The organism is Micrococcaceae bacterium Sec5.7, from assembly GCA_039636785.1.
Classification (GTDB): Bacteria; Actinomycetota; Actinomycetes; order Actinomycetales; family Micrococcaceae; genus Arthrobacter.
In genome coordinates this window covers 1667366-1687747 of sequence record CP144169.1, presented here as the reverse complement: position 1 = coordinate 1687747, position 20382 = coordinate 1667366, and the positions used below count along the sequence as shown (strand labels likewise).

Below are 20382 nucleotides of genomic sequence, written 5' to 3'. Positions count from 1 at the left end.
GTACGTCCACTCGCTGGCCCCCTGGTCTCGGGCCTCAGGCCCCAGGCCTGTATGATGACGCAGCGAAGGCCCGGTGCAGCTGCACCGGGCCTTCGCTGCGATCTGAAATTCAGTATGCGGGGCTACTCTGCACTTTTACTTTTGTCGAAGTAGTCGGCTCCGCCAACGTATTCAGTGTGTCCGGTTTCCACGTCGGCCGTCGCCATCCTGGCCACCTCGGCAGCGAACTCGGAAACGGAGTACAGCCTCCCGGCCTCGGCGCGGCGGGCTTCAATGGCACCAGGGTTGGAGCGGTCCAGAAGCGTGGCGGTGACGGTGCCTTCGATCATGTCACCGGAAACCACCACGAGGGAGATTCCCTTGTCTGCCAGGTTCGGAACCAGTTCGCGGAGCGCATCCTCGCCGGCACGCTTGCTGCGGGCAACGGGTTCGTACTCTGGCATGGTGGCAACTGAGTCAATGAAGTGCGCCTGATGGCTGGTGACGAAGACCACCCGGGAACCCTCGGGCATCAGCGGCACGGCGGCGTTCAGCATGCTGATCTGGGCATCCCGGTTCAGCTTGAGGGCGTAACCCTCTTCCATGCCGGATTCCATTCCGCCGGATGCGTTCAGCACCAGGATGTCCAGGGAGCCGAATTCCTCCATGGCTGCACTGGCCAGTGCGTGCACGCCCTCAGCAGTGGTCAGGTCTGCGCCAACGGCGGCGGCACGGCCTCCGGCGGCCTGGATCTCCGACACCACTTTGTTGGCCCGGGGCGCCTTCTGACGGTAGTTTACGACGACGGCGGCACCCTCGCCGGCCAGGAATTTGGCAACTTCTGCGCCGATTCCCCGTGAAGAACCTGTGACAATCGCGGTCTTCTTATCCAGCAGTCCCATTCGAGCTCCTTCTCATTCAAAACGTGCAAACACTGTGGGTCTGCAGTCCATCATGCCAGCGGGCGCGGACATTTCCCTTGTTTGAACTCAACAAAGAAGGTCACACCGCGTGCCGCTTCCGGCAGCATCAAGGTCAACCCGCCAAGGAAGTTCCGGCTAGTGACCCATGCCCAGGCCGCCGTCGACCGGAATGACGGCGCCCGAAATGTAGGCCGCTTCGTCGCTGGAAATCCACCGCACAACATTGGCCACCTCGGAGGCTTCCGCAAAGCGGCCGGCCGGGACCTTGGACAGGTATTCCTTTTGGGTTGCCTCGGGCAATTCGGCAGTCATCTCCGTATTGATGAAGCCGGGCGCCACAACATTGGCCGTGATGCCGCGGGAGCCCAGCTCTCGGGTCAGTGAACGGGCAATGCCGACCAGGCCGGCCTTCGACGCGGCATAGTTGACCTGGCCCGGTGCACCGTAGAGGCCGGAGACTGAGGAAATGAGGACCACACGGCCCTTGCGCAGCTTGATCATGCCCTTGGATGCCCGCTTGATCACGCGGAATGCGCCCGTGAGGTTGGTGTCGATCACGGAGGTGAAGTCGTTTTCGCTCATGCGCATCAGGAGGGTGTCCTTGGTGATGCCGGCGTTGGCCACCAGGACTTCAACCGGACCATGTACGGCCTCCACCTCGGTGAATGCCGCATCCACTGAGGCTTCGTCGGTGACGTCGGCCTTGACGCCGAGGATCCCCTCAGGCAGGCTCGACTCGCTGCGGTATGTGACCGCCACTTTGTCGCCGTTGGCCAGGAACGCCTCGGCAATGGCAAGGCCGATTCCACGGTTACCACCCGTGACAAGTACGCTGCGGGCTGCGGATACTGCTTCAGGCATGTGGTGCTCCGGAATTCTGCGGTGCCTCAAGCACCGCCGTGAAGGGCTGGAAATTTCCTGCCTCCGATCTTAGCCCCCGTTTGGGCGGCGCCACCGATGGTGAGAGAATTGAGGCAAGCCTTTGGAGCGTGATCAAACAGCCGTGACCCTTGAAAACCGAGCCGGACAGCCGATGCCCGGCAACCCTGACGCCGTATCAGGCGATTCCGCGGTCCACAGCATCACGGACGCCGCCACTGCCCATTCCGAGGACATGCGGCAGCGCATGATCAAGTACGCGGTGGCCATGGGAATCCGGATGGTGTGCCTGATCCTGATTTTTGTTGTGGACGGCTGGTTCAAGATCATCGCGGTAGCCGGAGCCGTGTTTCTGCCGTGGGTTGCCGTGGTCATCGCCAACGGAAGCGACAAGGCTGACATCCACAGTGACACCCTGCTGGACGCTGCCCCCCTGGCCGAACTCGAAGCCCCCGCAAGTGCTCCGCTCGACGATGTGGCGCCCTCCACGGTTCTGCAGGGCGAGCTGATCGATGATGACGAAGACAACGACGGCCAGGGACGGCAAGCTTCGTGAGTATTTTCAACCTGGCCGCTGACCCTGCCGGATCAGACCGGACTGCCGGCATCATGTGCTCGCGAAAAGCCTGCCGCGCAGACGCCTCGTGGCAGCTGCTGTGGAACAACCCCAAGATCCACACGCCTGAGCGCCGCAAAGTCTGGCTCGCCTGTAGCGAACACAGGGGATGGCTTGAAGACTATCTGCAGACGCGCGGGCTCTGGAAGCAGACCCTCGCTCTGGATTCCGGGGCATCCGATGAGCCTTTCCCCGCCATTTCAGGCCAGGACCACTGAATGTACCGTTTTCTCTTTTCCAGCAAATGGCTGGGGTACCTTTTGCTGGCCGCAATCTTCGCCGCTGCCTGTGTTTCGCTTGGCCGCTGGCAGATGGACCGCCGGGCTGAGACGCTCGCTGAAATCAACCGCGTCACGTCCAACTACTCGGCCGCCCCGCTCTCCTTTACCGAGGTCCGGGATGAGTTCACTCAGCTGGACCCGGCCCGGGAATGGACCCAGGTTGAGGTCAAGGGCGTCTACGACGTCTCCGGCCAGAGGGTAGTCCGCAACCGTCCGCTCAACGGCCAGCCTGGCTATGAAGTAGTGGTGCCGTTCAGGCTCCACACAGGCGAAACCGTGGTGATTGACCGCGGCTGGCTACCCATCGGCAACAACAACCCCGGCCGGCCCGACGTCATCCCCGGACCGCCTGCCGGCGACGTGACGGCGGTGGTGAGGCTCAAACCCGGTGAACCTCAGCTGGAGCGGGGAGCACCCGAAGGCCAGCTGGCGTCCATCGATCTGCCGGCCTATGCCGCAGAGCTGGGGTACCCCGTCCTCACCGGCGCCTATGGCCGGCTGGCGTCCGAGTCGCCCGCAGTGGCGGACCTGCCCGTGCCGTTCCCTATGCCGGCCACTGAGGAGGGGACCCATCTGTCCTACTCGCTGCAATGGTTTGCCTTCGGAGTCCTGATGTTCGTCGGCTTCGGCTATGCGGCCCGGCAGCAGGCCCGGAACGCTGAGATTGACGCCGCGAATCCCGACGCCGACGACGCCCCGCATCACGCTGCCGCTTCGGCAGCCCGCCGTCGTCCGCCTGTTCCGCGAAAACGGAAGTACGCGACCTCGGAAGAAGAGGAAGACGCCATCCTGGACGCCCGGGGCTACTGATGCAGTGCTACTGAAGGAGCCGGGACATGTTTCCTGATCCAGTCACCAATGTGAAGGACGCCCTGCTGGACGCGGGCGCTGTAGACACAGTTACGGTTTTTCCGGAAGAAGTTCCGACGGCGGCTGCCGCGGCCGCCACACTGGGCTGCGACGTCGCTGCCATCACAAACAGCCTGGTGTTTGAACTCGACGGCGCCCCGCTGCTGATCCTCGCCAGCGGCGCCGCGAAGGTGGACACCCGCCTTGTCGCAGAACTGCTGGGAACAGGAAGGATCCGCAGGGCAACCCCGGAATTCGTCCTTCAGCACACCGGCCAAGAGATCGGCGGAGTCGCCCCGGTGGGCCACCCGGAAAAAATCCGCACCCTCCTGGACATCGCCCTGGAACAGCACAAAACGCTCTGGGCCGGAGCAGGAGACCACAACTCCATGTTCTCCATCAGCTACAAAGAGCTCCAGCGAATCACCGACGCCGAACCGCTCCAGGTCCGCTAAGCGAGCGTGATGAGGTCCAGGTAGTCCTCGTTCCAAAGATCTTCGACGCCATCGGGCAGCAGAACCACACGCTCCGGATTGAGGGCTTCGACGGCACCTTCGTCGTGGCTGACCAGGACTACGGCACCGCTGTAGTTGCGCAGGGCACCGAGGATTTCGGCGCGGCTGGCGGGGTCGAGGTTGTTGGTGGGCTCATCGAGCAGGAGCACGTTTGCGCTGGAAGCCACAATGGTGGCCAGAGCCAGGCGGGTCTTCTCACCGCCGGAGAGGACTCCGGCAGGTTTGTCGACGTCGTCGCCGGAGAACAGGAATGAACCCAGGATTCCGCGCACCTCGGCGTCCTGCATGTCAGGGGCGGAGGACCGCATGTTTTCCAGGACCGTCCGGTCGACGTCCAGCGTTTCGTGCTCCTGGGCGTAGTAGCCCACCTTGAGGCCATGGCCGGGCACAACCTCGCCGGTGTCGGGCTTGTCTACGCCTGCCAGCATCCGCAGCAGGGTGGTTTTGCCTGCACCGTTGAGGCCAAGAATGACCACCTTGGAGCCGCGGTCGATCGCGAGATCAACGTCAGTGAAGATTTCCAGCGAACCGTAGGACTTGCTGAGTCCCTCGGCCGTGAGCGGGGTCTTGCCGCACGGCGACGGATCCGGGAAGCGGAGAGCGGCCACGCGGTCGTTGGCGCGCACTGCCTCCAATCCGCTGAGGAGCCGCTCGGCGCGCTTGGCCATGTTCTGCGCGGCAACGGCCTTCGTGGCCTTGGCACGCATCTTGTTGGCCTGGTCGAAGAGGACCTGGGCTTTCTTTTCGGCATTTGCGCGTTCACGCTTGCGGGCGCGCTCGTCAGTTTCGCGCTGCAGGAGGTAACGCTTCCAGTCCATATTGTAGAAATCGATCTGGGCGCGGTTGGCATCCAGCAGAAAGACCTTGTTGACGGTTGCCTCAAGCAGCTCGGTATCGTGGCTGATCACGATCAGCCCGCCCTGGTGGTTCTTCAGGAAGTCACGCAGCCAGGAAATGGAATCGGCGTCCAGGTGGTTGGTCGGCTCATCAAGGAGCATGGTTTCGGCCCCCGAGTACAGGATCCGGGCGAGCTCCACGCGGCGGCGCTGACCGCCGGAAAGGGTCTTGAGCGGCTGGTTAAGCAGGCGCTCGGGCAGTGCCAGGTTCGAGGAAATGGCCGCTGCTTCAGCCTCCGCCGCGTAGCCGCCGCCGGCCAGGAATTCGGCTTCAATCCGGTCGTAACGGTTCATGGCCTTGCGCTGGACCTCGGCGTCCTCGCTTGCCATGTCGGCGTGCGCCTGCTTCAGCTTGCCCACCACAACGTCCAGGCCACGGGCGGACAGAATCCGGTCGCGGGCCAGCTGCTCCATGTCCGGGGTGCGCGGATCCTGCGGCAGGTAACCGATCTCGCCGCTGCGGGTCACTTTGCCGGCCGCGGGCAGGCCTTCGCCGGCAAGTACGCGGGTCAGCGTGGTCTTGCCAGCACCGTTACGGCCAACCAGGCCGATCTTGTCTCCCTTGTCGATCCGGAAGCTCACCTGGTCCATGAGCAGCCGGGCGCCGGCGCGCAGTTCAAGATCCTGGACGGTAATCAAAGCAGGTAAGGCCTTTCACAACAGGGAACGCCGCAGCACAACAGGTGGAGTCTGGAACAAGCCGGGGCAGGGTGGCCGAGAGAACGGCCTGTCCAAGTCTACCGGCCACAGATTCAGTCCGTGACCGGAAGCCCGATACGGCGAGGCACGTCACGTTTGTGCCCTGCCGTCAGCATCCCCTTCCACTTTTAGTAGGTCCCCTACAAAATGGCTGGATTCGGTGGCCGGTAACGTCAGGATCAGCCAATAATTCTTTGTACATCCCCGACAGGACTTCACATGAGCCAGACTGACACTGCCGTCAACGGCAAAACCCGCGCACCTCGTCAACCCTGGAACGCCACGGATCTGGGCCTCATCGCGGTGTTTGCCGCGCTGGTGGCCGGAGCCGCGCTTGTTCCCGGCATTCCGGCGAATGCTTTTGGCATCCCCATCACTTTCCAGACCCTCGCCGTGATGCTCACCGGGCTGGTGCTGGGTGCAGGCCGCGGTTTTGCCGCCGTCGGGCTTTACACCCTGCTGGGCCTGGCCGGCCTGCCCATCTTCAGCGGCGGCCGCAGTGGTCTGGGAATCCTTGCGGGTCCTTCAGCCGGGTACATCATCGCGTTTCCCATTGCAGCGGCGGTGGTGGGCTGGCTTGCCGCCGTGGTGATCCGGCGGGTGGGGGGTGCCAGGACGCTCTGGCTGTTCGCGGCCGCCACGGTGACCAGCATCGCAGTGGTGCATTCACTGGGCATCGCAGGCATTGTGATCAACACCAAGGCGCCCCTGGGCCAGGCCTTCGTTGCTGACCTGGTGTTTTATCCGGGCGACATCATCAAGAATGTCCTCGCCGCCGTAATTGCCGTAGCCCTGCACCGTGCCTTCCCGGACCTGCTGGTCCGGCGCGCCCGGCAGCCAGCCAAATAAGGGACCATGAGTTCACTCGTATTCGAGGGCGTCTCGGTTCGGGTGGCCGTGGAGGGCCACCCGGAACCTAAAGTCCTGCTCGAAGACATCTCACTGACTTTGGCCGAGCGGCGCATCGGCATCATCGGCGCCAATGGCTCCGGCAAATCCACCCTGCTGCGGATGATCAACGGCCTTGTGCCGCCGAGCTCCGGCACGGTCACCGTTGACGGATCCTGCACCGTCCGGGACGTCCGCGGTGTCCGCCGACAGGTGGGATTTGTGTTCACGGACCCGCTGTCGCAGCTGGTGATGCCCACCGGACGTGAAGACGTTGAATTGTCACTCCGGCGTTCCGTCCGCAATGGGACAGAACGCCGGCAGCTTGCGGAGGCAGCGCTGAATGGCATGGGGCTGCTGCACCTTGCAGACCAGAGCATCTACGAGCTCTCCGGTGGGGAACGCCAGCTCCTGGCCCTCGCGGCCGTGCTCGCGGTCAACCCCAGTGTGCTGGTGCTGGACGAACCCTCCACCCTGCTTGACCTGCGCAACAGGGAACTCCTGCGCCGTACCCTTGACGGCCTCAGCCAACAGATCGTGATGTCCACCCACGATCTGGAACTCGCGCTGGACATGGACCGCCTCCTGGTCATCGATTCAGGGCGTGTTGTATTCGACGGCGATCCGGCCGCCGCGGTGGACCATTACCGCACCCTGTGCGCCAGAGGCCTAGAGGCGCACAGGCCCGCCACGCACGCCCCGGGAACACCGTGAGGGGCCACGGCTTCCTCCTGGCCAACTACGTGCCAGGGGATTCAGTGATCCACCGGGCTCCGCTGGCGCTGAAGTTCCTGGTGGTGGTGGGCTGCGGTCTGGCATCGTTCCTGACCGTGGACTGGCGGCTCTCGGCTGCGTCCCTGGGTCTGATGTGCTCGTTGTTTCTGCTGACGGGGGCCGGCCCGGTGCGGCTCTTCCGGGCCGTGCGTCCGCTGGTTCCGGTCCTGCTGGCCATCGGGCTGTTCCAGTGGTGGCAGCTTGGAGCGCCGACGGCCGCGCGGATCGTCCTCAATGTCCTGGTCTGCGTGGTTGCCGCTTCACTGCTGACTGCAACCACTCCCATGCAGCGGCTCCTGGATGGAGTGGTGTCCCTCGCCACGCCGTTCCGGCGTTTCGGGGCCGACCCCGAGCGTTTTGCCCTGACCATTGCGATCATGCTGCGGAGCATTCCGTTTATTGCCGGCGCATTCTCGGATGTCCGCGATTCGGCGCGAGCCCGCGGGCTGGAACGCAATCCGCGCGCCCTGGTCCTGCCGGTCTTCATCACCACTGTAGCGTTCGCGCGGCAGACCGGCGAGGCCCTGGCCGCCCGCGGACTGGGCGAAGCCGAGGACCGAACTCCAGCAGGCTAGGCGCCAGCCAGCCTGACGTAACGGAAGAGCGCGGCCGTGCCCATTCCACCCGCGATGCTGATCATGGCCAACGCCAGTTTCGCTTCATCCGGGGTGTGCCGTGCCTGAGCCAGGAGCCTCGTCACCAGAACAGCCCCCGAGGCCCCGTACGCGTGGCCCAAAGCCAGTGCGCCGCCGTCGAGGTTTGCCCGCAGCGGATCGATGCCGAGCCGGTCCAGGCAGGCAAGGGTCTGTGAGGCAAATGCCTCGTTGAACTCCACCAGCTCCACCTCACCGGCTGCTGTGTGCCGGGACGAGAGCAGCCGGCCGGCGGCAACGGCCGCGCCGATCCCCAGGGACCGTGGGTCAACGCCGGCCGTATGGGTCCCCAACACCAGCAGTCCGTCGCGCGCACCCAGCTCGCGTGCGCGCCTGAGCGAAGTGATCACGACGGCGGACGCAGCGTCCGCGTCAAAGCATGAGTTTCCGGCGGTGACTGTCCCGGATTCCACAAACGCCGCCGGGAACCTTGCCATCACCGTTTCGCCCAGGCCGGTGCGAGGGCCGTCGTCTGAACAAACCGTTACGCCGGCCGTTTCGAGCGGGGTGATTTCGCCGTCGAATACTCCTGCAGCCGCTGCCGCAACAGCCCTCCGGTGGCTCCGCAGGGCGAACTCATCCTGCCGTGCACGGCTGATGCCGAACTCCACTGCCACGTTCTCGGCGGCCACGCCCATGTCAGGGTCTCCGTAGCTGAGCGGCACAAACCGGGCCCGGCTGAAGAACTCCGGGCCGCCGTCGGCATTCCTGTGTGCCCGCAGCGGCGCGGTGCTGATGCTCTCCACTCCCCCGGCCAGATAGGCACCGTTGCCGCCGGCGGCCACGAGCTTCGACGCAAGCACGATCGCATCCAGGCCGGAACCGCATTGCCGGTCGACGGTCATGCCGGGAACACTCACCGGCAGCCCTGCCTCCAGCGCAGCAAACCGGGCCACGTTGCCACCGCCGCCCACGGCATTGCCCATCACGACATCGTCCACGGCGGCCGGGGCGAGGCCTGTTTCCACCAGCAGCCGGCGCAGGACCGGGGCGAGCAGTTCGTGGGCGCGAAGATGGTGGAGCGCCCCGTTGGAACGGCAGACGGGCGTGCGCAGGGCCGCTATGACCACGGGCTGCCGGTCCTCCGCAAGGTCAGCCAAGGCGGCGGATCCTCCGGTCATGGCTGTCAATCCACTCGAGGAGGATCCGCCGGCTGACCTTGCCCCGGTCTGTCAGGGGCAACTCCGCCAACGCGAAGTACTGCAGCGGACGCTTCTCGCGCGGCAGGACGTTCTCCAGCCCGGATCTGAGCTGGGTCGCGGTGATCCCGCCATGCGAAGCCACAACGCCCGCAATCACACGCTGTCCGCGGATGTCATCCGCCATACCGGCGGCGACGGCAGCTGCCACGCCGGGCACCGAAGCAAGGGCCAGCTCCACTTCGTGCGGATAGACGTTTTTGCCGGCGGTGATGATCATGTCCGAACGCCGTCCCAGTATGTGGAGTTCGCCGTCGTCAAGGTAACCCTGGTCCCCCACGGTGAACCAGCCGTCGAAAGAGCGCAGTGCCTGCCCGTCATCACCCCAGAGGTAGCCGTTGCTCACCATGCCGCTGCGGACGCTGATATTTCCGGCATCGCCGTCGGGAAGGCTGGCACCGGAGTCATCCAGGATCCTGACCTCGACGCCCGGGAACGGTTTGCCGATCCCCGTACCGCCCGCGTCCAGGGGCTCTCCCGCGCGAAGCCCTGTGCCGGAAACGAAGCTCAGTTCCGAGGCACCGTAATACTCGAAAATGGTGGCATTCGGGGCCCAGCGGCGGGCTGCCTCGAGGGTCCGCGCGTCCAGCTTGGAGCCGGCACAGATGATGGTCCGGACGCCGGAGGCATCCACGCAGCCGGTCAACCCGCGCTCGCTGAGAAGCCGGAGCATGGTGGGGACCAGTACCAGCCGGGTGATGCCGTCATGGCTGATGGCGGCGTGGACGTCTCCCACATCGAAGGATTCGAGGGTGTGGAATTCCGAACCCGCGTAGAGGCATTCCGCCAGTGCATAAAGGTTCAGGCTGGCGGCAAGCGGCCCGGGAGCCAGCGTTTTGTCGTCCTGGCCAAGCCCGAAGAACTTGATCGAGGCATCGAAGGACTGCTGCCACGAACGCCGCGAACGCGTGAATGCCTTGGGAACCGACGTGGTGCCTGAAGTCAGGCCGATCAGGAAGGAAGACCCAGGATCACCATCCGTCAAAGTACCGTCAGTCAATGAAGCGTCGCCGCCGGCCACCTGGGAATGCACGGACTCGCCCAGACGCTGAAGGACGTCCTGGTGGATCTGAGGGGGCCACGTGGGATCCAGCACAGCGCATTGCCCCTCCCCTGCCACGGCGGCAGCGAAAGCGATCGCAAAGTCAACGGAATTCGCTTCGGCCAGCACCGTCACAGCGGGCGCGGTACCCGCTGCCACCGCCGCTTGGTCCCGCAGCCGGGCCCAGCTAATGCGCCGGCCCGCCACAACGACGGCGATGTCATCGGGGCGTTCATCGGCCCAGCGCTGGATTCTGTTGAGAAAAGGCATCGGATCAACTTTACCGGGTGGACTCCGCTCAACGCGTTCCGACAGCGATTATTCTGGCAATATGAGTTTCAATGACGGAGTCCAGCTGGACCCATCCCAGGTGGAAGACCGGCGCGGCGGCATGCGCCGCGGCACGCGGATAGGAGGAGGGATCGGCGGCGGGATCGTCCTTCTCCTGGCCGCACTCTTCGGCATCAATCCGCAATTGTTGGAAGGCCTCACCGGCACTGGTCAGGAACAGCCCGGCCAGGGCCAGGGCACCGCACCTGTCTGCGCCACCGGCACGGACGCCGACCAGCGCCTGGACTGCCGCATCACCGGCACCGTCAACAGCCTCAATGCCTTCTGGCCGGCCTACCTGCGGGACTACAACGTGGAATACCCACAGCCTCATACGGTGATTTTCAGCGGCGGCACCAACACCGGCTGCGGTGCGGCCACCACCGAGGTGGGGCCGTTCTACTGTCCCACGGACACCACTGCTTACTTCGACCCAGGCTTCTTCCAGGAGCTGGTGGACCGCTTCGGTTCCTCCGGTGGACCGCTGGCCCAGGAGTACGTAGTGGCGCACGAGTTCGGCCACCATATCCAGAACATCCTGGGCAATCTCGACCAGGCCCAGCAGGATCCGCAGGGACCGCAGTCTGGTGCGGTCCGCGTTGAGCTGCAGGCTGACTGCTATGCCGGCCTCTGGGTCCGGCACGCCACCACGCAGCAGGATCCCAAAACAGGGCAGCCGTTTCTGGAGAAGCTCACACAAAAGGACCTCAACGACGCGCTCTCTGCCGCATCATCCGTGGGCGATGACCGGATCCAGAAAGCCGCCACGGGCCGCGTGTCCCCTGAAGGCTGGACCCACGGTTCCAGCGCCCAGCGGCAGAAGTGGTTCTACCAGGGCTACAAAACCGGCGATATCAACAAGTGCGACACTTTCGGGGTGGCAAAGCCTTAGTTCAATCGGTTGCTCCGTAAGTCCCGTTTTGGCGCCCCAAAAGGGCACTTATGGAGCAATCGATGATACTGCGACGGCTGTCGGCCACTTTCCGGGGTAGGTGGCCGACCGCCGTCGTCATATCTAGATGTTGAACCCTAGGGCGCGCATCTGGTCTTTCCCGTCATCGGTGATCCGCTCGGGACCCCACGGGGGCATCCAGACCCAGTTCAGACGCCACTCGTCCACAATGTCGTCCAGGGCCTTGCCTACCTGCTCCTCGATGACATCTGTGAGCGGGCATGCCGCGGTGGTGAGGGTCATGTCGATCAGCAGGGCGCCGTCGTCGTCCGAGTACTTCAGGCCGTAGAGCAGCCCGAGGTCCACAATGTTGACCCCGAGTTCAGGGTCAATGACGTCCTTGAGTGCCTCTTCGACATCCTCGAGACCCGTGCGGGCCGCTTTGATATCAGTCATGGCTGTTCCTAACTAGGCCTGGACCGCGGCAGCTGCCGCAATGGTGGCTGCCCCTGCGCCGGTGGCGTAGCGGTCGTAACCCTCTTCTTCGAGGCGGTCGGCAAGCTCGGGGCCGCCTTCCTCGACAACCTGACCGTCCACGAAAACGTGGACGAAGTCAGGCTTGATGTAGCGGAGGATCCGGGTGTAGTGCGTGATGAGCAGTGTGCCCATGTTGCCCTCGGCGTGTGCGCGGTTAACGCCCTCGGAGACAACCTTCAGCGCGTCAACGTCCAGACCTGAGTCGGTTTCATCCAGGATGGCGAACTTCGGCTTGAAGAGTTCCAGCTGAAGGATCTCCACGCGCTTCTTCTCGCCGCCGGAGAAGCCTTCGTTGACGTTGCGCTGGGCGAAGTCGGCGTCGATACGCAGCTGCTGCATGGCAGCCTTTACGTCCTTGGTCCAGGTGCGCAGGGCCGGCGCGGTCCCGTCGATGGCGGTTTTGGCGGTGCGCAGGAAGTTGGTCATGCTGACGCCGGGGACCTCAACGGGGTACTGCATGGCCAGGAAGACGCCGGCGCGGGCGCGCTGGTCAACGCTCATGGCAAGTACGTCTTCGCCGTCCAGGGTGATGGAACCGGTGGTGACCTTGTAACGCGGGTGCCCGGCGATGGTTGACGCCAGGGTGGACTTGCCGGAACCGTTGGGGCCCATGATGGCGTGGGTCTGGCCGGTCTTGATGGTCAGGCTGACGCCCTTCAGGATCTCTTTGGTACCCTGCTCGGTCTCAATGCTGACGTGCAGGTCCTTGATCTCAAGAGTAGACATATGTCTTGTTCTCCTCTGCGCCGTGCCTTCCGGCAACGGTGCGGTTTCTTGTCTGGAAGTTTCTGGTTCTGACGCTGATGTGGCTAGCTGAAGGTGGGGGCTTCGGCGCCGTTCAGGACGTTGGTGAAGTCCACGTAGACCTCGTCGCCGTGGATCTCCACGGAGAACACGGGCACGGGATCGTAAGCCGGCAGCTGGATCGGTTCGCCGCTGCGCAGATCGAACTGGGAGCCATGGCCCCAGCATTCGATCATGCAGCCTTCGATCTCGCCTTCGGACAGCGAGATATCCGCGTGCGAGCATGTATCTCCGATGGCGTGGATCTCTCCCATCGAATCCTTCACGATCGCGACGGGGTAGTCGTCGATCAGGATCCGCAGCGCCTGCTTGAGCTGGATCTCGCTGGCGTTGCACACAAGCTCGCCCTTTGGCTGTTCAGTCATCTGTAGTCCTGTGCTGTCTAGTTGTTCGTTACGGCGAGTTCGCGCTCAACAGCCTCGGTCAGGCGCTCTTCGAGGGCCGGAACCTTAATCTGCTGGATGATCTCGTGCAGGAAGCCACGGACCACCAGGCGGCGGGCCACATCCTCCGGAATGCCGCGGGCCATAAGGTAGAACAGGTGTTCGTCGTCGAGACGACCGGTGGCGCTGGCATGGCCGGCACCCTTGATCAGACCGGTTTCAATCTCAAGATTGGGAACAGAATCGGCGCGGGCACCGTCGGTGAGCAACAGGTTGCGGTTCGCCTCGTAGCTGTCCGTGCCTTCGGCTTCCTTACGGATCAGGACGTCACCAACCCAAACCGCATGGGCGTTGCGGCCCTGAAGCGCACCCTTGTAGAGCACATTGGACTTGCAGTTCGCCACTGCGTGGTCAACGAAAAGGCGCTGCTCGAGGTGCTGGCCGGCATCGGCGAAGTAGAGGCCGAACAGCTCAACCTCACCGCCGGGAGCTGTAAAGCGGGCGGAGGGTGTCACACGGACGAGGTCTCCGCCGAGGCTGACAACGACGTGCTTGAACTTGGCATCGCGGCCGATCTTTGCCTGCTGCGAGGACGCGTGGACGGCGTCGTCATTCCATTCCTGGAGTGAGATGACCGTGAGCTCAGCGCCGTCTTCAACAACGATTTCAACGTTCTCGGAAACGACCGCCGTGCCTTGGTGATCCAGCACAACAACAGACTTGGAGAATTTTTCCGCAACAATTACCAGGTGCTGGGCGGAAGCGTCCGTACCCCGTCCGGTGAGAAGCACGCTGATTTCGGTGTCTGCCTGGAACTCGGCCGGAACCGTTATCACGGTGGCTTCGGTGAAGTTCTCCCAGGAGTTGGCGGAGACGCGGTCCTCCGGGATGGCTGCGGAACCGATGCGCTTGTCATCGCGTCCCACGGTTTCAACCGTGACGCTGGCCGGGGCCGTCACGGCTACGGCCGGAGCCGCACCGTCGAGAACCTCCGAGTGAAGTCCGCGCAGACGCTTCAGCGGTGTGAACCGCCAGTCTTCTTCCAATCCGGTCAGCGGCTTGAAGTCAGCCAGCTTGTAAGAGGTCAGGCGGCCGGCGCGTGAGCTGTCCGGAATGCCGACGCCGCCACCGTGTGAGCGGCTCCTGGCTGAATCTCCTGCCAGCGGAGACTTGAGGCCTGCCGCATTGATAGGTGAAAGGCTTTCGCCTTCCTCGGTGAAACCGTTGATGAACGGCTGGGCTGAGGGCGCGCCGATGCGCGCTTTTTCGGTAGTGATATCAGTCATCGTTATCCGACGGACCCTTCCATCTGCAGTTCAATCAGTCGGTTCAGCTCAAGTGCGTATTCCATCGGCAGCTCACGGGCGATCGGCTCGATGAAGCCGCGGACGATCATCGCCATGGCCTCGTCTTCGCGCATGCCGCGGGACATCAGGTAGAACAGCTGCTCTTCGCTGACGCGCGAAACAGTAGCCTCGTGGCCCATGGTCACGTCGTCTTCACGGATGTCGATGTACGGGTAGGTATCCGAGCGGCTGATGGTGTCCACCAGCAGCGCGTCACACCGCACCGTGTTGGCCGAGTGCTTTGCACCTTCGCGGATCTGGACGAGGCCGCGGTACGCTGCGCGGCCGCCGCCGCGGGCTACGGATTTGGAGACGATTGAGCTCTTGGTGTTCGGAGCAATGTGCACCATTTTGGACCCGGTGTCCTGGTGCTGGCCGGCGCCGGCAAAGGCGATGGACAGCGTCTCGCCCTTGGCATGCTCGCCTACGAGGTAAACCGCCGGGTACTTCATGGTCACCTTGGAGCCGATGTTGCCGTCTACCCACTCCATGGTGGCGCCTTCTTCACAGATGGCACGCTTGGTCACCAGGTTGTAGACATTGGTGGACCAGTTCTGGATGGTGGTGTACCGGACGCGGGCGCCCTTTTTCACGATGATTTCCACAACAGCCGAGTGCAGTGAGTCCGAGGTGTAGATCGGAGCGGTGCAGCCCTCGATGTAGTGAACGTAAGAGCCTTCGTCAGCGATGATCAGCGTGCGTTCGAACTGGCCCATGTTTTCCGTGTTGATGCGGAAGTATGCCTGCAGGGGAATGTCAACGTGGACGCCCTTGGGGACATAGACGAAGGAACCGCCGGACCATACAGCCGTGTTGAGTGAAGCGAACTTGTTGTCGCCAACGGGAATGATGGTGCCGAAGTATTCCTGGAAGATCTCGGGGTGCTCGCGCAGCGCCGTATCCGTGTCCAGGAAGATGACGCCCTGGGCTTCCAGGTCTTCACGGATCTGGTGGTAGACCACCTCGGACTCGTACTGTGCGGCCACGCCGGATACCAGACGGCTGCGCTCAGCTTCCGGGATACCCAGCTTTTCATAGGTATTCCGGATGTCCTCAGGCAGGTCTTCCCACGTGGCAGCCTGCTTCTCCGTGGAGCGGACAAAGTACTTGATGTTGTCGAAGTCGATGCCGGAGAGGTCTGCACCCCAGGTGGGCATGGGCTTGCGGTCGAAGTACTTCAGGCCTTTCAGACGAAGGTCAAGCATCCATTGCGGCTCGTTCTTCTTGGCCGAAATGTCGCGGACGACCTCGTCGTTGATGCCACGGCGGGCGTTGGCGCCGACGTCGTTCTTGTCTGACCAGCCGTACTCATACGTGCCGATCCCATGGAGCTCGGGATTCTTTTCCAGAATCTCCGAGATCACAGTGTCTTCGGCTACCGCTTTCTCTGATAGTTGGTCCGTCATCACGGCCTTTCTTGCTGATGGTTGGATACTTCGTCCAGGTTGTCCGGTGCCGCTGCGTGGACGTGAGTCCCCTTCGCGGCCGGGCGGCCTGTAGGTATATGGGTGGTACAGACGTGTCCGCCGCCGGCGAGGGTGGAAAGGCGCCGGACGTCGACGCCCACAAGCCGGGAAAAGACCTCGGTTTCGGCGTCGCAGAATACGGGGAACTGTGCGGCCAGCTGCTGTATGGGGCAATGTCCCTGGCAGAGCTGGACACTGGACAATGCTGCGGGCAAGGGAGCTTTGGCCTCCATCGATGCAGCCGATGCGACGTAACCGTCCCGCGACAGTGCAGCTGAAAGCGCCCTTGAACGCGCAGTGATGTCGTCACCGGCGAGATCGATTTCGGGGGCGTACCGCCGTTCCATTTCGGCAAAGCGCCCGACGGCGAACTGGCGGACGGCGTCCATCCCCGCCGTTTCCTCGAGCTGCTGGAGGGCGGAACTGGCAATGTTAAGATAGTCATTGCCCAGGGTGGTCTGGCCTTGGGAACTGAGGACGTATCGGCGGGCGGGTCGGCCTGCACCTGCTCCTGCTCGGGCCACGCGCTTCACTTCGATGACACCGCCGCGGGAAAGATGGTCCAGGTGGCGGCGGACGGCGGCAGGTGTAAATCCCAGCATGTCACCGAGTTCGGCGGCGCTGACCGGGCCGTGTTCCAGCACCGCACTCAGGACGCGGTCCCGGGTGCGTTCGTCAGCGTCGGCCGCGCCATGCCCGGCAAGGGGCACAGAAATAGAGTTGCTCATGGAATACACAACATAATCATGTCCTAATTTAGTCCCACCTTCCAGTAAGGCAAGGCTGACCTGCAGTCACAATGGCGTTCACAGGACCTCCTACTACTTCACGTAGAATGCTTGGGTGCGTTCCCCCGAATCCCCGGTACTGTCCATCAGCGGGTTAATAAAGGATGTTGGGCCGCTGGCCACTCTGGACGGCAAGATGCTCCGGATCGTCAGTGGTGTCTCCCTTGTGGCCGAACGGGGGCAGGTCACGGCACTGCTGGGGGCCAATGGCGCCGGCAAAACCACCACCATTGAATGCGCGCAGGGCCTCCAGAAGCGCACCGCCGGGGACATTTCCCTTCTTGGCCAAGATCCCGGAGCTGCAGGCGCTTCGCTTCGGTCCCGCGTGGGCGTGATGCTTCAGGACGGCGGCCTCCCGCCGTCGGCCCGGCCGATCCCCCTCCTGAAGCATATTTCCGGCATGTACCTGAACCCGCGGCCGCTGGATGAACTTGTCCAGCGGCTCGGAATTGACACCTTCAGCCGGACCAACGTTCGCCGGCTCTCCGGCGGGCAGAAGCAACGGCTGGCCCTCGCAGCCGCCCTGATCGGTAATCCCGAGGTGTTGTTTCTCGATGAACCGAGCGCAGGCCTGGATCCGCAGTCGCGGCAGCTGGTCTTCGAGCTGATCTCAGAGCTCCGGGACGCGGGAATGGGAATTATCCTGACCACCCATCTGATGGATGATGCTCAGCGGCTGGCCGACTACGTCTACATTATCGACTCCGGCAGAAACGTTGCCGAAGGGACCGTTGCCCAGCTCCTGAAGCGCAACCATTCGGCCGGTGCCGGTGCCGGGCACGTCCGCACCCTCCTGTTCGATGCGCCGCCGGGTCTGGACTTCGCCGGAGTCCTTCCGGCCGGTGTGGAAATCAGGGAGGGCCGGGCAGGAAGCTACTCGGCCACCGGCCTCCTCACACCGCAGGACCTTGCTGCATTGACCGCCTGGTGGGCCGCTCAAGGGGTTATGCCGGGCTCCATGAGTATGGAAGCGCGCAGCCTCGAAGATGTCTTCCTGGACATCTCAGGAAAGGAAATCCGATGATTGCCGCTTCCAGTGGCGCGCCGGCCCCGCTTATCCAGCGGATCCTGCTGCAGGGCAAATACGAATCCCTCACCATGATCAGGAATGGCGAGCAACTGATCCTGGCGATTGTCCTGCCGCTCCTGACGCTGATCGGGCTTACTGTGACGCCCCTGCTGGACGGGCTGGGCGCCAGTCGGATCAACGTGGCAGTCCCGGGCATCCTGGCGCTGTGCGCCATGTCCACCGCCTTCACCGGCCAGGGCATATCCACCGGCTTCGACCGCCGGTACGGTGTGCTCCGTTTCCTTTCCACCACCCCTCTTGGCCGCACCGGGCTCATCGCCGGGAAGGTCCTGGCAGTACTCGCTGTCCTCACTCTGCAGGTGATCGTGGTGGCCGGGGCAGCTCTGTTCCTCGGCTGGCAGCCTGACGGGTCAGGCTGGCTGCCGGGACTGGCCCTGCTGGTACTGGGAGCCTCCGCTTTCACCGCGCTGGGGCTTCTGGTTGCAGGAACCGTCCGACCTGAGGCCACCCTGGCCATCACCAATCTCCTCTGGATACTCCTGGGCGCGCTGGGCGGGATCGTTATTCCCTCCGAGCGCCTGCCTGCCCTGGCACACGGCATCGTCCAGTACCTGCCGTCCGGTGCCCTTGGCCAGGCATTGCGGGATGCTTTCCTGCACGGCACCGTAAATGGTGGCGCTGCCCTTATTCTGCTGTTGTGGATGGTCCTCGCCGGCGCCGCAGCAATCCGTTGGTTCAAGTGGAATTGAGAAAAACGTGAGCACGGCTTCGCGCCTCCCCCAGATTGTCAGCCGCATAACGTCCAAGCTGCCTGTCACTGTCGATTCAACGGTGCGGCGCCTTGCCATGCTGTCGCTGATCGGCCAGACGTTGCTGGTGGTGACCGGCGGTGCCGTTCGGCTCACCGCCTCCGGACTGGGCTGTCCCACGTGGCCGCGCTGTACCGAGACCTCCCTGCTCAACACTCCTGAAATGGGAATCCACGGCTTCATCGAATTCGGCAACAGGCTGCTTACCTTTGCTCTGGCCGCCGTCGCTGCCATGATGCTTGTCTACTTGTGGAACCTCCGCAAGGAACGCAAAGACCTCTTTCTGCTGGCGCTGGGCCTCCTGGCCAGCATTCCGGCGCAGGCTGTCATCGGCGGCGTCACGGTGCTCACGAACCTCAACCCCTGGGTGGTGGGACTGCATTTTCTGGTGTCCATGGCTCTGGTGGTCTTCGCAACACTGCTGGTCAACAGGGCCTACGGCAGGACCGGCCGTTTTGCGACCGTCAGGCTCCCCCCGTTGGCTGGCGTGCTGCGTCCGCTGATGGTCGCCGTCGCATTCTTCGCCGCCGTGGCGGTGACTCTCGGGGTTGTGGTGACCGGGGCCGGCCCTCACGCAGGTGACGCCGATGCACCCCGGAACGACCTCGACTGGGATCTCCTTTCGCACGTCCACGCCGTCCCCGCATACCTGATCACCGCGGGGGCACTCTTCGCCGTCCTGATGGTGCTCACAGGGCGGGTTACAGGCCCTTTCCGGACCTCGGTGTTTTTGCTGCTCGGCGTCACCGTTCTTCAGGCAGTCATCGGCTTCAGCCAGTACTACAACGGCATCCCTGCCCTGCTGGTGGCCGCACACATGTTGGGAGCGGCACTCCTGATGAGCGCGGCCACCAATACCGCCGACATTGCCCGGTTCAGCCCTCTCAAGTAGCTGGCAGGTACGGGTGCGCCTAGCTGATTCCGGCAGCCTCCAAGGCAAGCGCAAGGGTCAGTTCTTCGGCGGCGTCCAGGGGCAGGAGGGGCAGCCGCGGTGGGCCGGTCCGGACCCCGCAGAGCCGCGCCAGGCTGTGGAGCACGGCGCCCTTGGGCAGGGTGGCCAGCACTGCCACAAGCGACGTGAGCCGCGCGGAAGCGGCCGCCACCGCGGCGGGATCACCGGCACCGACGGCGGCACGAACCGCCAGGTATAGCTCCGGCACCACCGCGGCCGGGCCGCTGTGCCAGGCTGTCGCGGCCGTTCCGGCCGCTATCATCAGGTCGCCGCTGAGTCCATGTGAGAACCCGGCGGGCACCTCTGCCGCAAGCCCTGCCTGCCGTGCTGCAAATTCTCCGGCTGTTGCGGCATTGTCTTTGAATCCAACCACCGTGGGTAGCCCGGCGAGTTCCGCCACCACGTCCAGCGCAAATTCATATCTGGTGGCGCGGACATTCTGATACACGCAGATGGGTAGAGCACTGGAGGATGCCACTATGCGCGTCTGGTTCAGTACTTCCTTGTCCGTCAGCGGGTGGTAGGAAACCGTGGAAAGCAGGACGCCCTGCGCCCCGGCAGCTTCAGCGTCGGCCACATGCTCCAGAATTTCGCGCGTACCCACAGAGCTCACACCGGCGATGACGGGGACGAGGCCGGCCGCAGCATCGACGGCGGTCCGGACCACCAGCGCACGCTCACCGCGGTTCAGGTAAGGAAAGCTACCGGAGCTCCCCAGCACGGAAATGCCGGACACACCGCTGCCGGCCAACTCCGCGACGTGAAGCCCCAAAGAATCAAGGTCCAGTCCACCGTCGGAGTCTGTAGGAGTAATGGGATAGGCAAGCAGGCCGCTGAAGATCACGGCACCAG

The 20382-nt window shown here is 63.8% G+C and carries 23 protein-coding genes; 11 read left to right on the top strand and 12 right to left on the bottom strand.

What is annotated here, in order from left to right; all coding sequences use genetic code 11:
* Nucleotides 1–122 precede the first annotated feature (122 nt).
* Nucleotides 123–881, bottom strand: a complete 759-nt coding sequence (locus V3C33_08010) for an SDR family oxidoreductase (protein XAS69186.1) — start codon at nt 879–881, stop codon at nt 123–125.
* Between the two features lie 156 nt (nt 882–1037).
* Nucleotides 1038–1763 (bottom strand): beta-ketoacyl-ACP reductase, encoded by a 726-nt coding sequence (locus V3C33_08005; protein XAS69185.1) that lies wholly within the window; start codon nt 1761–1763, stop codon nt 1038–1040.
* Between the two features lie 142 nt (nt 1764–1905).
* On the opposite strand from V3C33_08005, the gene V3C33_08000 reads away from it, so the two are divergent.
* The 4 genes from V3C33_08000 to V3C33_07985 are packed head-to-tail and all read left to right on the top strand — an operon-like array spanning nt 1906 to nt 3982.
* A complete protein-coding gene (locus tag V3C33_08000; GenBank protein ID XAS69184.1) occupies nt 1906–2337 on the top strand; it encodes a DUF3099 domain-containing protein in 432 nt (143 codons plus the stop codon).
* On the top strand, nt 2334–2615 hold the full coding sequence (locus V3C33_07995; GenBank protein ID XAS69183.1) for a hypothetical protein: 282 nt from the start codon (nt 2334–2336) through the stop codon (nt 2613–2615). The genes V3C33_08000 and V3C33_07995 overlap by 4 nt, the downstream gene beginning before the upstream one ends.
* Nucleotides 2616–3488: an SURF1 family protein gene (locus tag V3C33_07990; protein ID XAS69182.1), complete on the top strand. Its 873-nt coding sequence runs from the start codon at nt 2616–2618 to the stop codon at nt 3486–3488. It abuts the gene before it with no gap.
* A gap of 26 nt (nt 3489–3514) precedes the next feature.
* The gene (locus V3C33_07985) at nt 3515–3982 is read left to right on the top strand and encodes a YbaK/EbsC family protein (GenBank protein XAS69181.1); all 468 of its coding nucleotides are present in this window, start codon (nt 3515–3517) and stop codon (nt 3980–3982) included.
* On the opposite strand, the gene V3C33_07980 is transcribed toward V3C33_07985, so the two are convergent.
* The gene (locus tag V3C33_07980; protein ID XAS69180.1) at nt 3979–5577 is read right to left on the bottom strand and encodes an ABC-F family ATP-binding cassette domain-containing protein; all 1599 of its coding nucleotides are present in this window, start codon (nt 5575–5577) and stop codon (nt 3979–3981) included. The genes V3C33_07985 and V3C33_07980 overlap by 4 nt on opposite strands.
* 279 nt (nt 5578–5856) lie before the next feature.
* On the opposite strand from V3C33_07980, the gene V3C33_07975 reads away from it, so the two are divergent.
* The 3 genes from V3C33_07975 to V3C33_07965 are packed head-to-tail and all read left to right on the top strand — an operon-like array spanning nt 5857 to nt 7874.
* A complete protein-coding gene (locus V3C33_07975) occupies nt 5857–6486 on the top strand; it encodes a biotin transporter BioY (GenBank protein ID XAS69179.1) in 630 nt (209 codons plus the stop codon).
* Between the two features lie 6 nt (nt 6487–6492).
* Nucleotides 6493–7239 (top strand): ABC transporter ATP-binding protein, encoded by a 747-nt coding sequence (locus V3C33_07970; protein ID XAS69178.1) that lies wholly within the window; start codon nt 6493–6495, stop codon nt 7237–7239.
* Entirely contained in the window at nt 7236–7874 is a 639-nt protein-coding gene (locus V3C33_07965; protein ID XAS69177.1) for an energy-coupling factor transporter transmembrane protein EcfT, read from the top strand. Before V3C33_07970 ends, V3C33_07965 begins: the two co-directional genes overlap by 4 nt.
* On the opposite strand, the gene V3C33_07960 is transcribed toward V3C33_07965, so the two are convergent.
* Both V3C33_07960 and V3C33_07955 read right to left on the bottom strand, forming a co-directional pair.
* Nucleotides 7871–9073 carry a thiolase family protein gene (locus V3C33_07960; protein XAS69176.1) on the bottom strand — a complete coding sequence of 401 codons (1203 nt, stop codon included), beginning with the start codon at nt 9071–9073 and terminating at the stop codon, nt 7871–7873. The genes V3C33_07965 and V3C33_07960 overlap by 4 nt on opposite strands.
* The gene (locus tag V3C33_07955) at nt 9045–10463 is read right to left on the bottom strand and encodes an AMP-binding protein (protein XAS69175.1); all 1419 of its coding nucleotides are present in this window, start codon (nt 10461–10463) and stop codon (nt 9045–9047) included. Before V3C33_07955 ends, V3C33_07960 begins: the two co-directional genes overlap by 29 nt.
* 61 nt (nt 10464–10524) lie before the next feature.
* Between V3C33_07955 and V3C33_07950 the strand changes: the two genes are divergently transcribed.
* Nucleotides 10525–11415, top strand: a complete 891-nt coding sequence (locus tag V3C33_07950) for a neutral zinc metallopeptidase (GenBank protein ID XAS69174.1) — start codon at nt 10525–10527, stop codon at nt 11413–11415.
* 123 nt (nt 11416–11538) lie between these two features.
* On the opposite strand, the gene V3C33_07945 is transcribed toward V3C33_07950, so the two are convergent.
* The 6 genes from V3C33_07945 to V3C33_07920 all read right to left on the bottom strand — a co-directional run bounded on the left by V3C33_07945 (nt 11539) and on the right by V3C33_07920 (nt 16679).
* Nucleotides 11539–11871: a metal-sulfur cluster assembly factor gene (locus tag V3C33_07945; protein XAS69173.1), complete on the bottom strand. Its 333-nt coding sequence runs from the start codon at nt 11869–11871 to the stop codon at nt 11539–11541.
* A 12-nt stretch (nt 11872–11883) separates the two neighbouring features.
* Nucleotides 11884–12678, bottom strand: a complete 795-nt coding sequence (gene sufC / locus V3C33_07940) for a Fe-S cluster assembly ATPase SufC (GenBank protein XAS69172.1) — start codon at nt 12676–12678, stop codon at nt 11884–11886.
* Nucleotides 12679–12761: 83 nt separating this feature from the next.
* The gene (locus tag V3C33_07935; GenBank protein XAS69171.1) at nt 12762–13121 is read right to left on the bottom strand and encodes a non-heme iron oxygenase ferredoxin subunit; all 360 of its coding nucleotides are present in this window, start codon (nt 13119–13121) and stop codon (nt 12762–12764) included.
* Between the two features lie 17 nt (nt 13122–13138).
* Nucleotides 13139–14425, bottom strand: coding sequence for a Fe-S cluster assembly protein SufD (gene sufD / locus V3C33_07930; GenBank protein XAS69170.1), 1287 nt, complete (start codon nt 14423–14425; stop codon nt 13139–13141).
* 2 nt (nt 14426–14427) lie between these two features.
* On the bottom strand, nt 14428–15891 hold the full coding sequence (sufB, locus tag V3C33_07925) for a Fe-S cluster assembly protein SufB (GenBank protein ID XAS69169.1): 1464 nt from the start codon (nt 15889–15891) through the stop codon (nt 14428–14430).
* Complete coding sequence (locus V3C33_07920; GenBank protein XAS69168.1) at nt 15891–16679, bottom strand: MarR family transcriptional regulator; 789 nt, start codon at nt 16677–16679, stop codon at nt 15891–15893. The genes sufB and V3C33_07920 overlap by 1 nt, the downstream gene beginning before the upstream one ends.
* Nucleotides 16680–16794: 115 nt before the next feature.
* Here V3C33_07920 and V3C33_07915 point away from each other — a divergent pair, with 115 nt between their 5' ends.
* Genes V3C33_07915 through V3C33_07905 form a run of 3 tightly spaced genes read left to right on the top strand, consistent with a single transcriptional unit; the run spans nt 16795 to nt 19470 of the window.
* The gene (locus tag V3C33_07915; GenBank protein ID XAS69167.1) at nt 16795–17763 is read left to right on the top strand and encodes an ABC transporter ATP-binding protein; all 969 of its coding nucleotides are present in this window, start codon (nt 16795–16797) and stop codon (nt 17761–17763) included.
* Nucleotides 17760–18518, top strand: coding sequence for an ABC transporter permease (locus V3C33_07910; protein XAS69166.1), 759 nt, complete (start codon nt 17760–17762; stop codon nt 18516–18518). Before V3C33_07915 ends, V3C33_07910 begins: the two co-directional genes overlap by 4 nt.
* Nucleotides 18519–18525: 7 nt before the next feature.
* Nucleotides 18526–19470 carry a COX15/CtaA family protein gene (locus V3C33_07905; GenBank protein XAS69165.1) on the top strand — a complete coding sequence of 315 codons (945 nt, stop codon included), beginning with the start codon at nt 18526–18528 and terminating at the stop codon, nt 19468–19470.
* A 19-nt stretch (nt 19471–19489) separates the two neighbouring features.
* Here the strand turns inward: V3C33_07905 and V3C33_07900 are convergent, their stop codons facing one another.
* Nucleotides 19490–20374: a dihydrodipicolinate synthase family protein gene (locus V3C33_07900; protein XAS69164.1), complete on the bottom strand. Its 885-nt coding sequence runs from the start codon at nt 20372–20374 to the stop codon at nt 19490–19492.
* Between the last annotated feature and the right edge of the window lie 8 nt (nt 20375–20382).

Bases quoted from the DNA above. Each gene is read 5' to 3' on its own strand.
- V3C33_08010 (XAS69186.1), bottom strand. From the start codon at position 881: ATGGGACTGCTGGATAAGAAGACCGCGATTGTCACAGGTTCTTCACGG.
- V3C33_08005 (XAS69185.1), bottom strand. From the start codon at position 1,763: ATGCCTGAAGCAGTATCCGCAGCCCGCAGCGTACTTGTCACGGGTGGT.
- V3C33_07990 (XAS69182.1), top strand. From the start codon at position 2,616: ATGTACCGTTTTCTCTTTTCCAGCAAATGGCTGGGGTACCTTTTGCTG.
- V3C33_07985 (XAS69181.1), top strand. From the start codon at position 3,515: ATGTTTCCTGATCCAGTCACCAATGTGAAGGACGCCCTGCTGGACGCG.
- V3C33_07975 (XAS69179.1), top strand. From the start codon at position 5,857: ATGAGCCAGACTGACACTGCCGTCAACGGCAAAACCCGCGCACCTCGT.
- V3C33_07970 (XAS69178.1), top strand. From the start codon at position 6,493: ATGAGTTCACTCGTATTCGAGGGCGTCTCGGTTCGGGTGGCCGTGGAG.
- V3C33_07960 (XAS69176.1), bottom strand. From the start codon at position 9,073: ATGACCGGAGGATCCGCCGCCTTGGCTGACCTTGCGGAGGACCGGCAG.
- V3C33_07955 (XAS69175.1), bottom strand. From the start codon at position 10,463: ATGCCTTTTCTCAACAGAATCCAGCGCTGGGCCGATGAACGCCCCGAT.
- V3C33_07950 (XAS69174.1), top strand. From the start codon at position 10,525: ATGAGTTTCAATGACGGAGTCCAGCTGGACCCATCCCAGGTGGAAGAC.
- V3C33_07945 (XAS69173.1), bottom strand. From the start codon at position 11,871: ATGACTGATATCAAAGCGGCCCGCACGGGTCTCGAGGATGTCGAAGAG.
- sufC (XAS69172.1), bottom strand. From the start codon at position 12,678: ATGTCTACTCTTGAGATCAAGGACCTGCACGTCAGCATTGAGACCGAG.
- V3C33_07935 (XAS69171.1), bottom strand. From the start codon at position 13,121: ATGACTGAACAGCCAAAGGGCGAGCTTGTGTGCAACGCCAGCGAGATC.
- sufD (XAS69170.1), bottom strand. From the start codon at position 14,425: ATGACTGATATCACTACCGAAAAAGCGCGCATCGGCGCGCCCTCAGCC.
- sufB (XAS69169.1), bottom strand. From the start codon at position 15,891: ATGACGGACCAACTATCAGAGAAAGCGGTAGCCGAAGACACTGTGATC.
- V3C33_07920 (XAS69168.1), bottom strand. From the start codon at position 16,679: ATGAGCAACTCTATTTCTGTGCCCCTTGCCGGGCATGGCGCGGCCGAC.
- V3C33_07910 (XAS69166.1), top strand. From the start codon at position 17,760: ATGATTGCCGCTTCCAGTGGCGCGCCGGCCCCGCTTATCCAGCGGATC.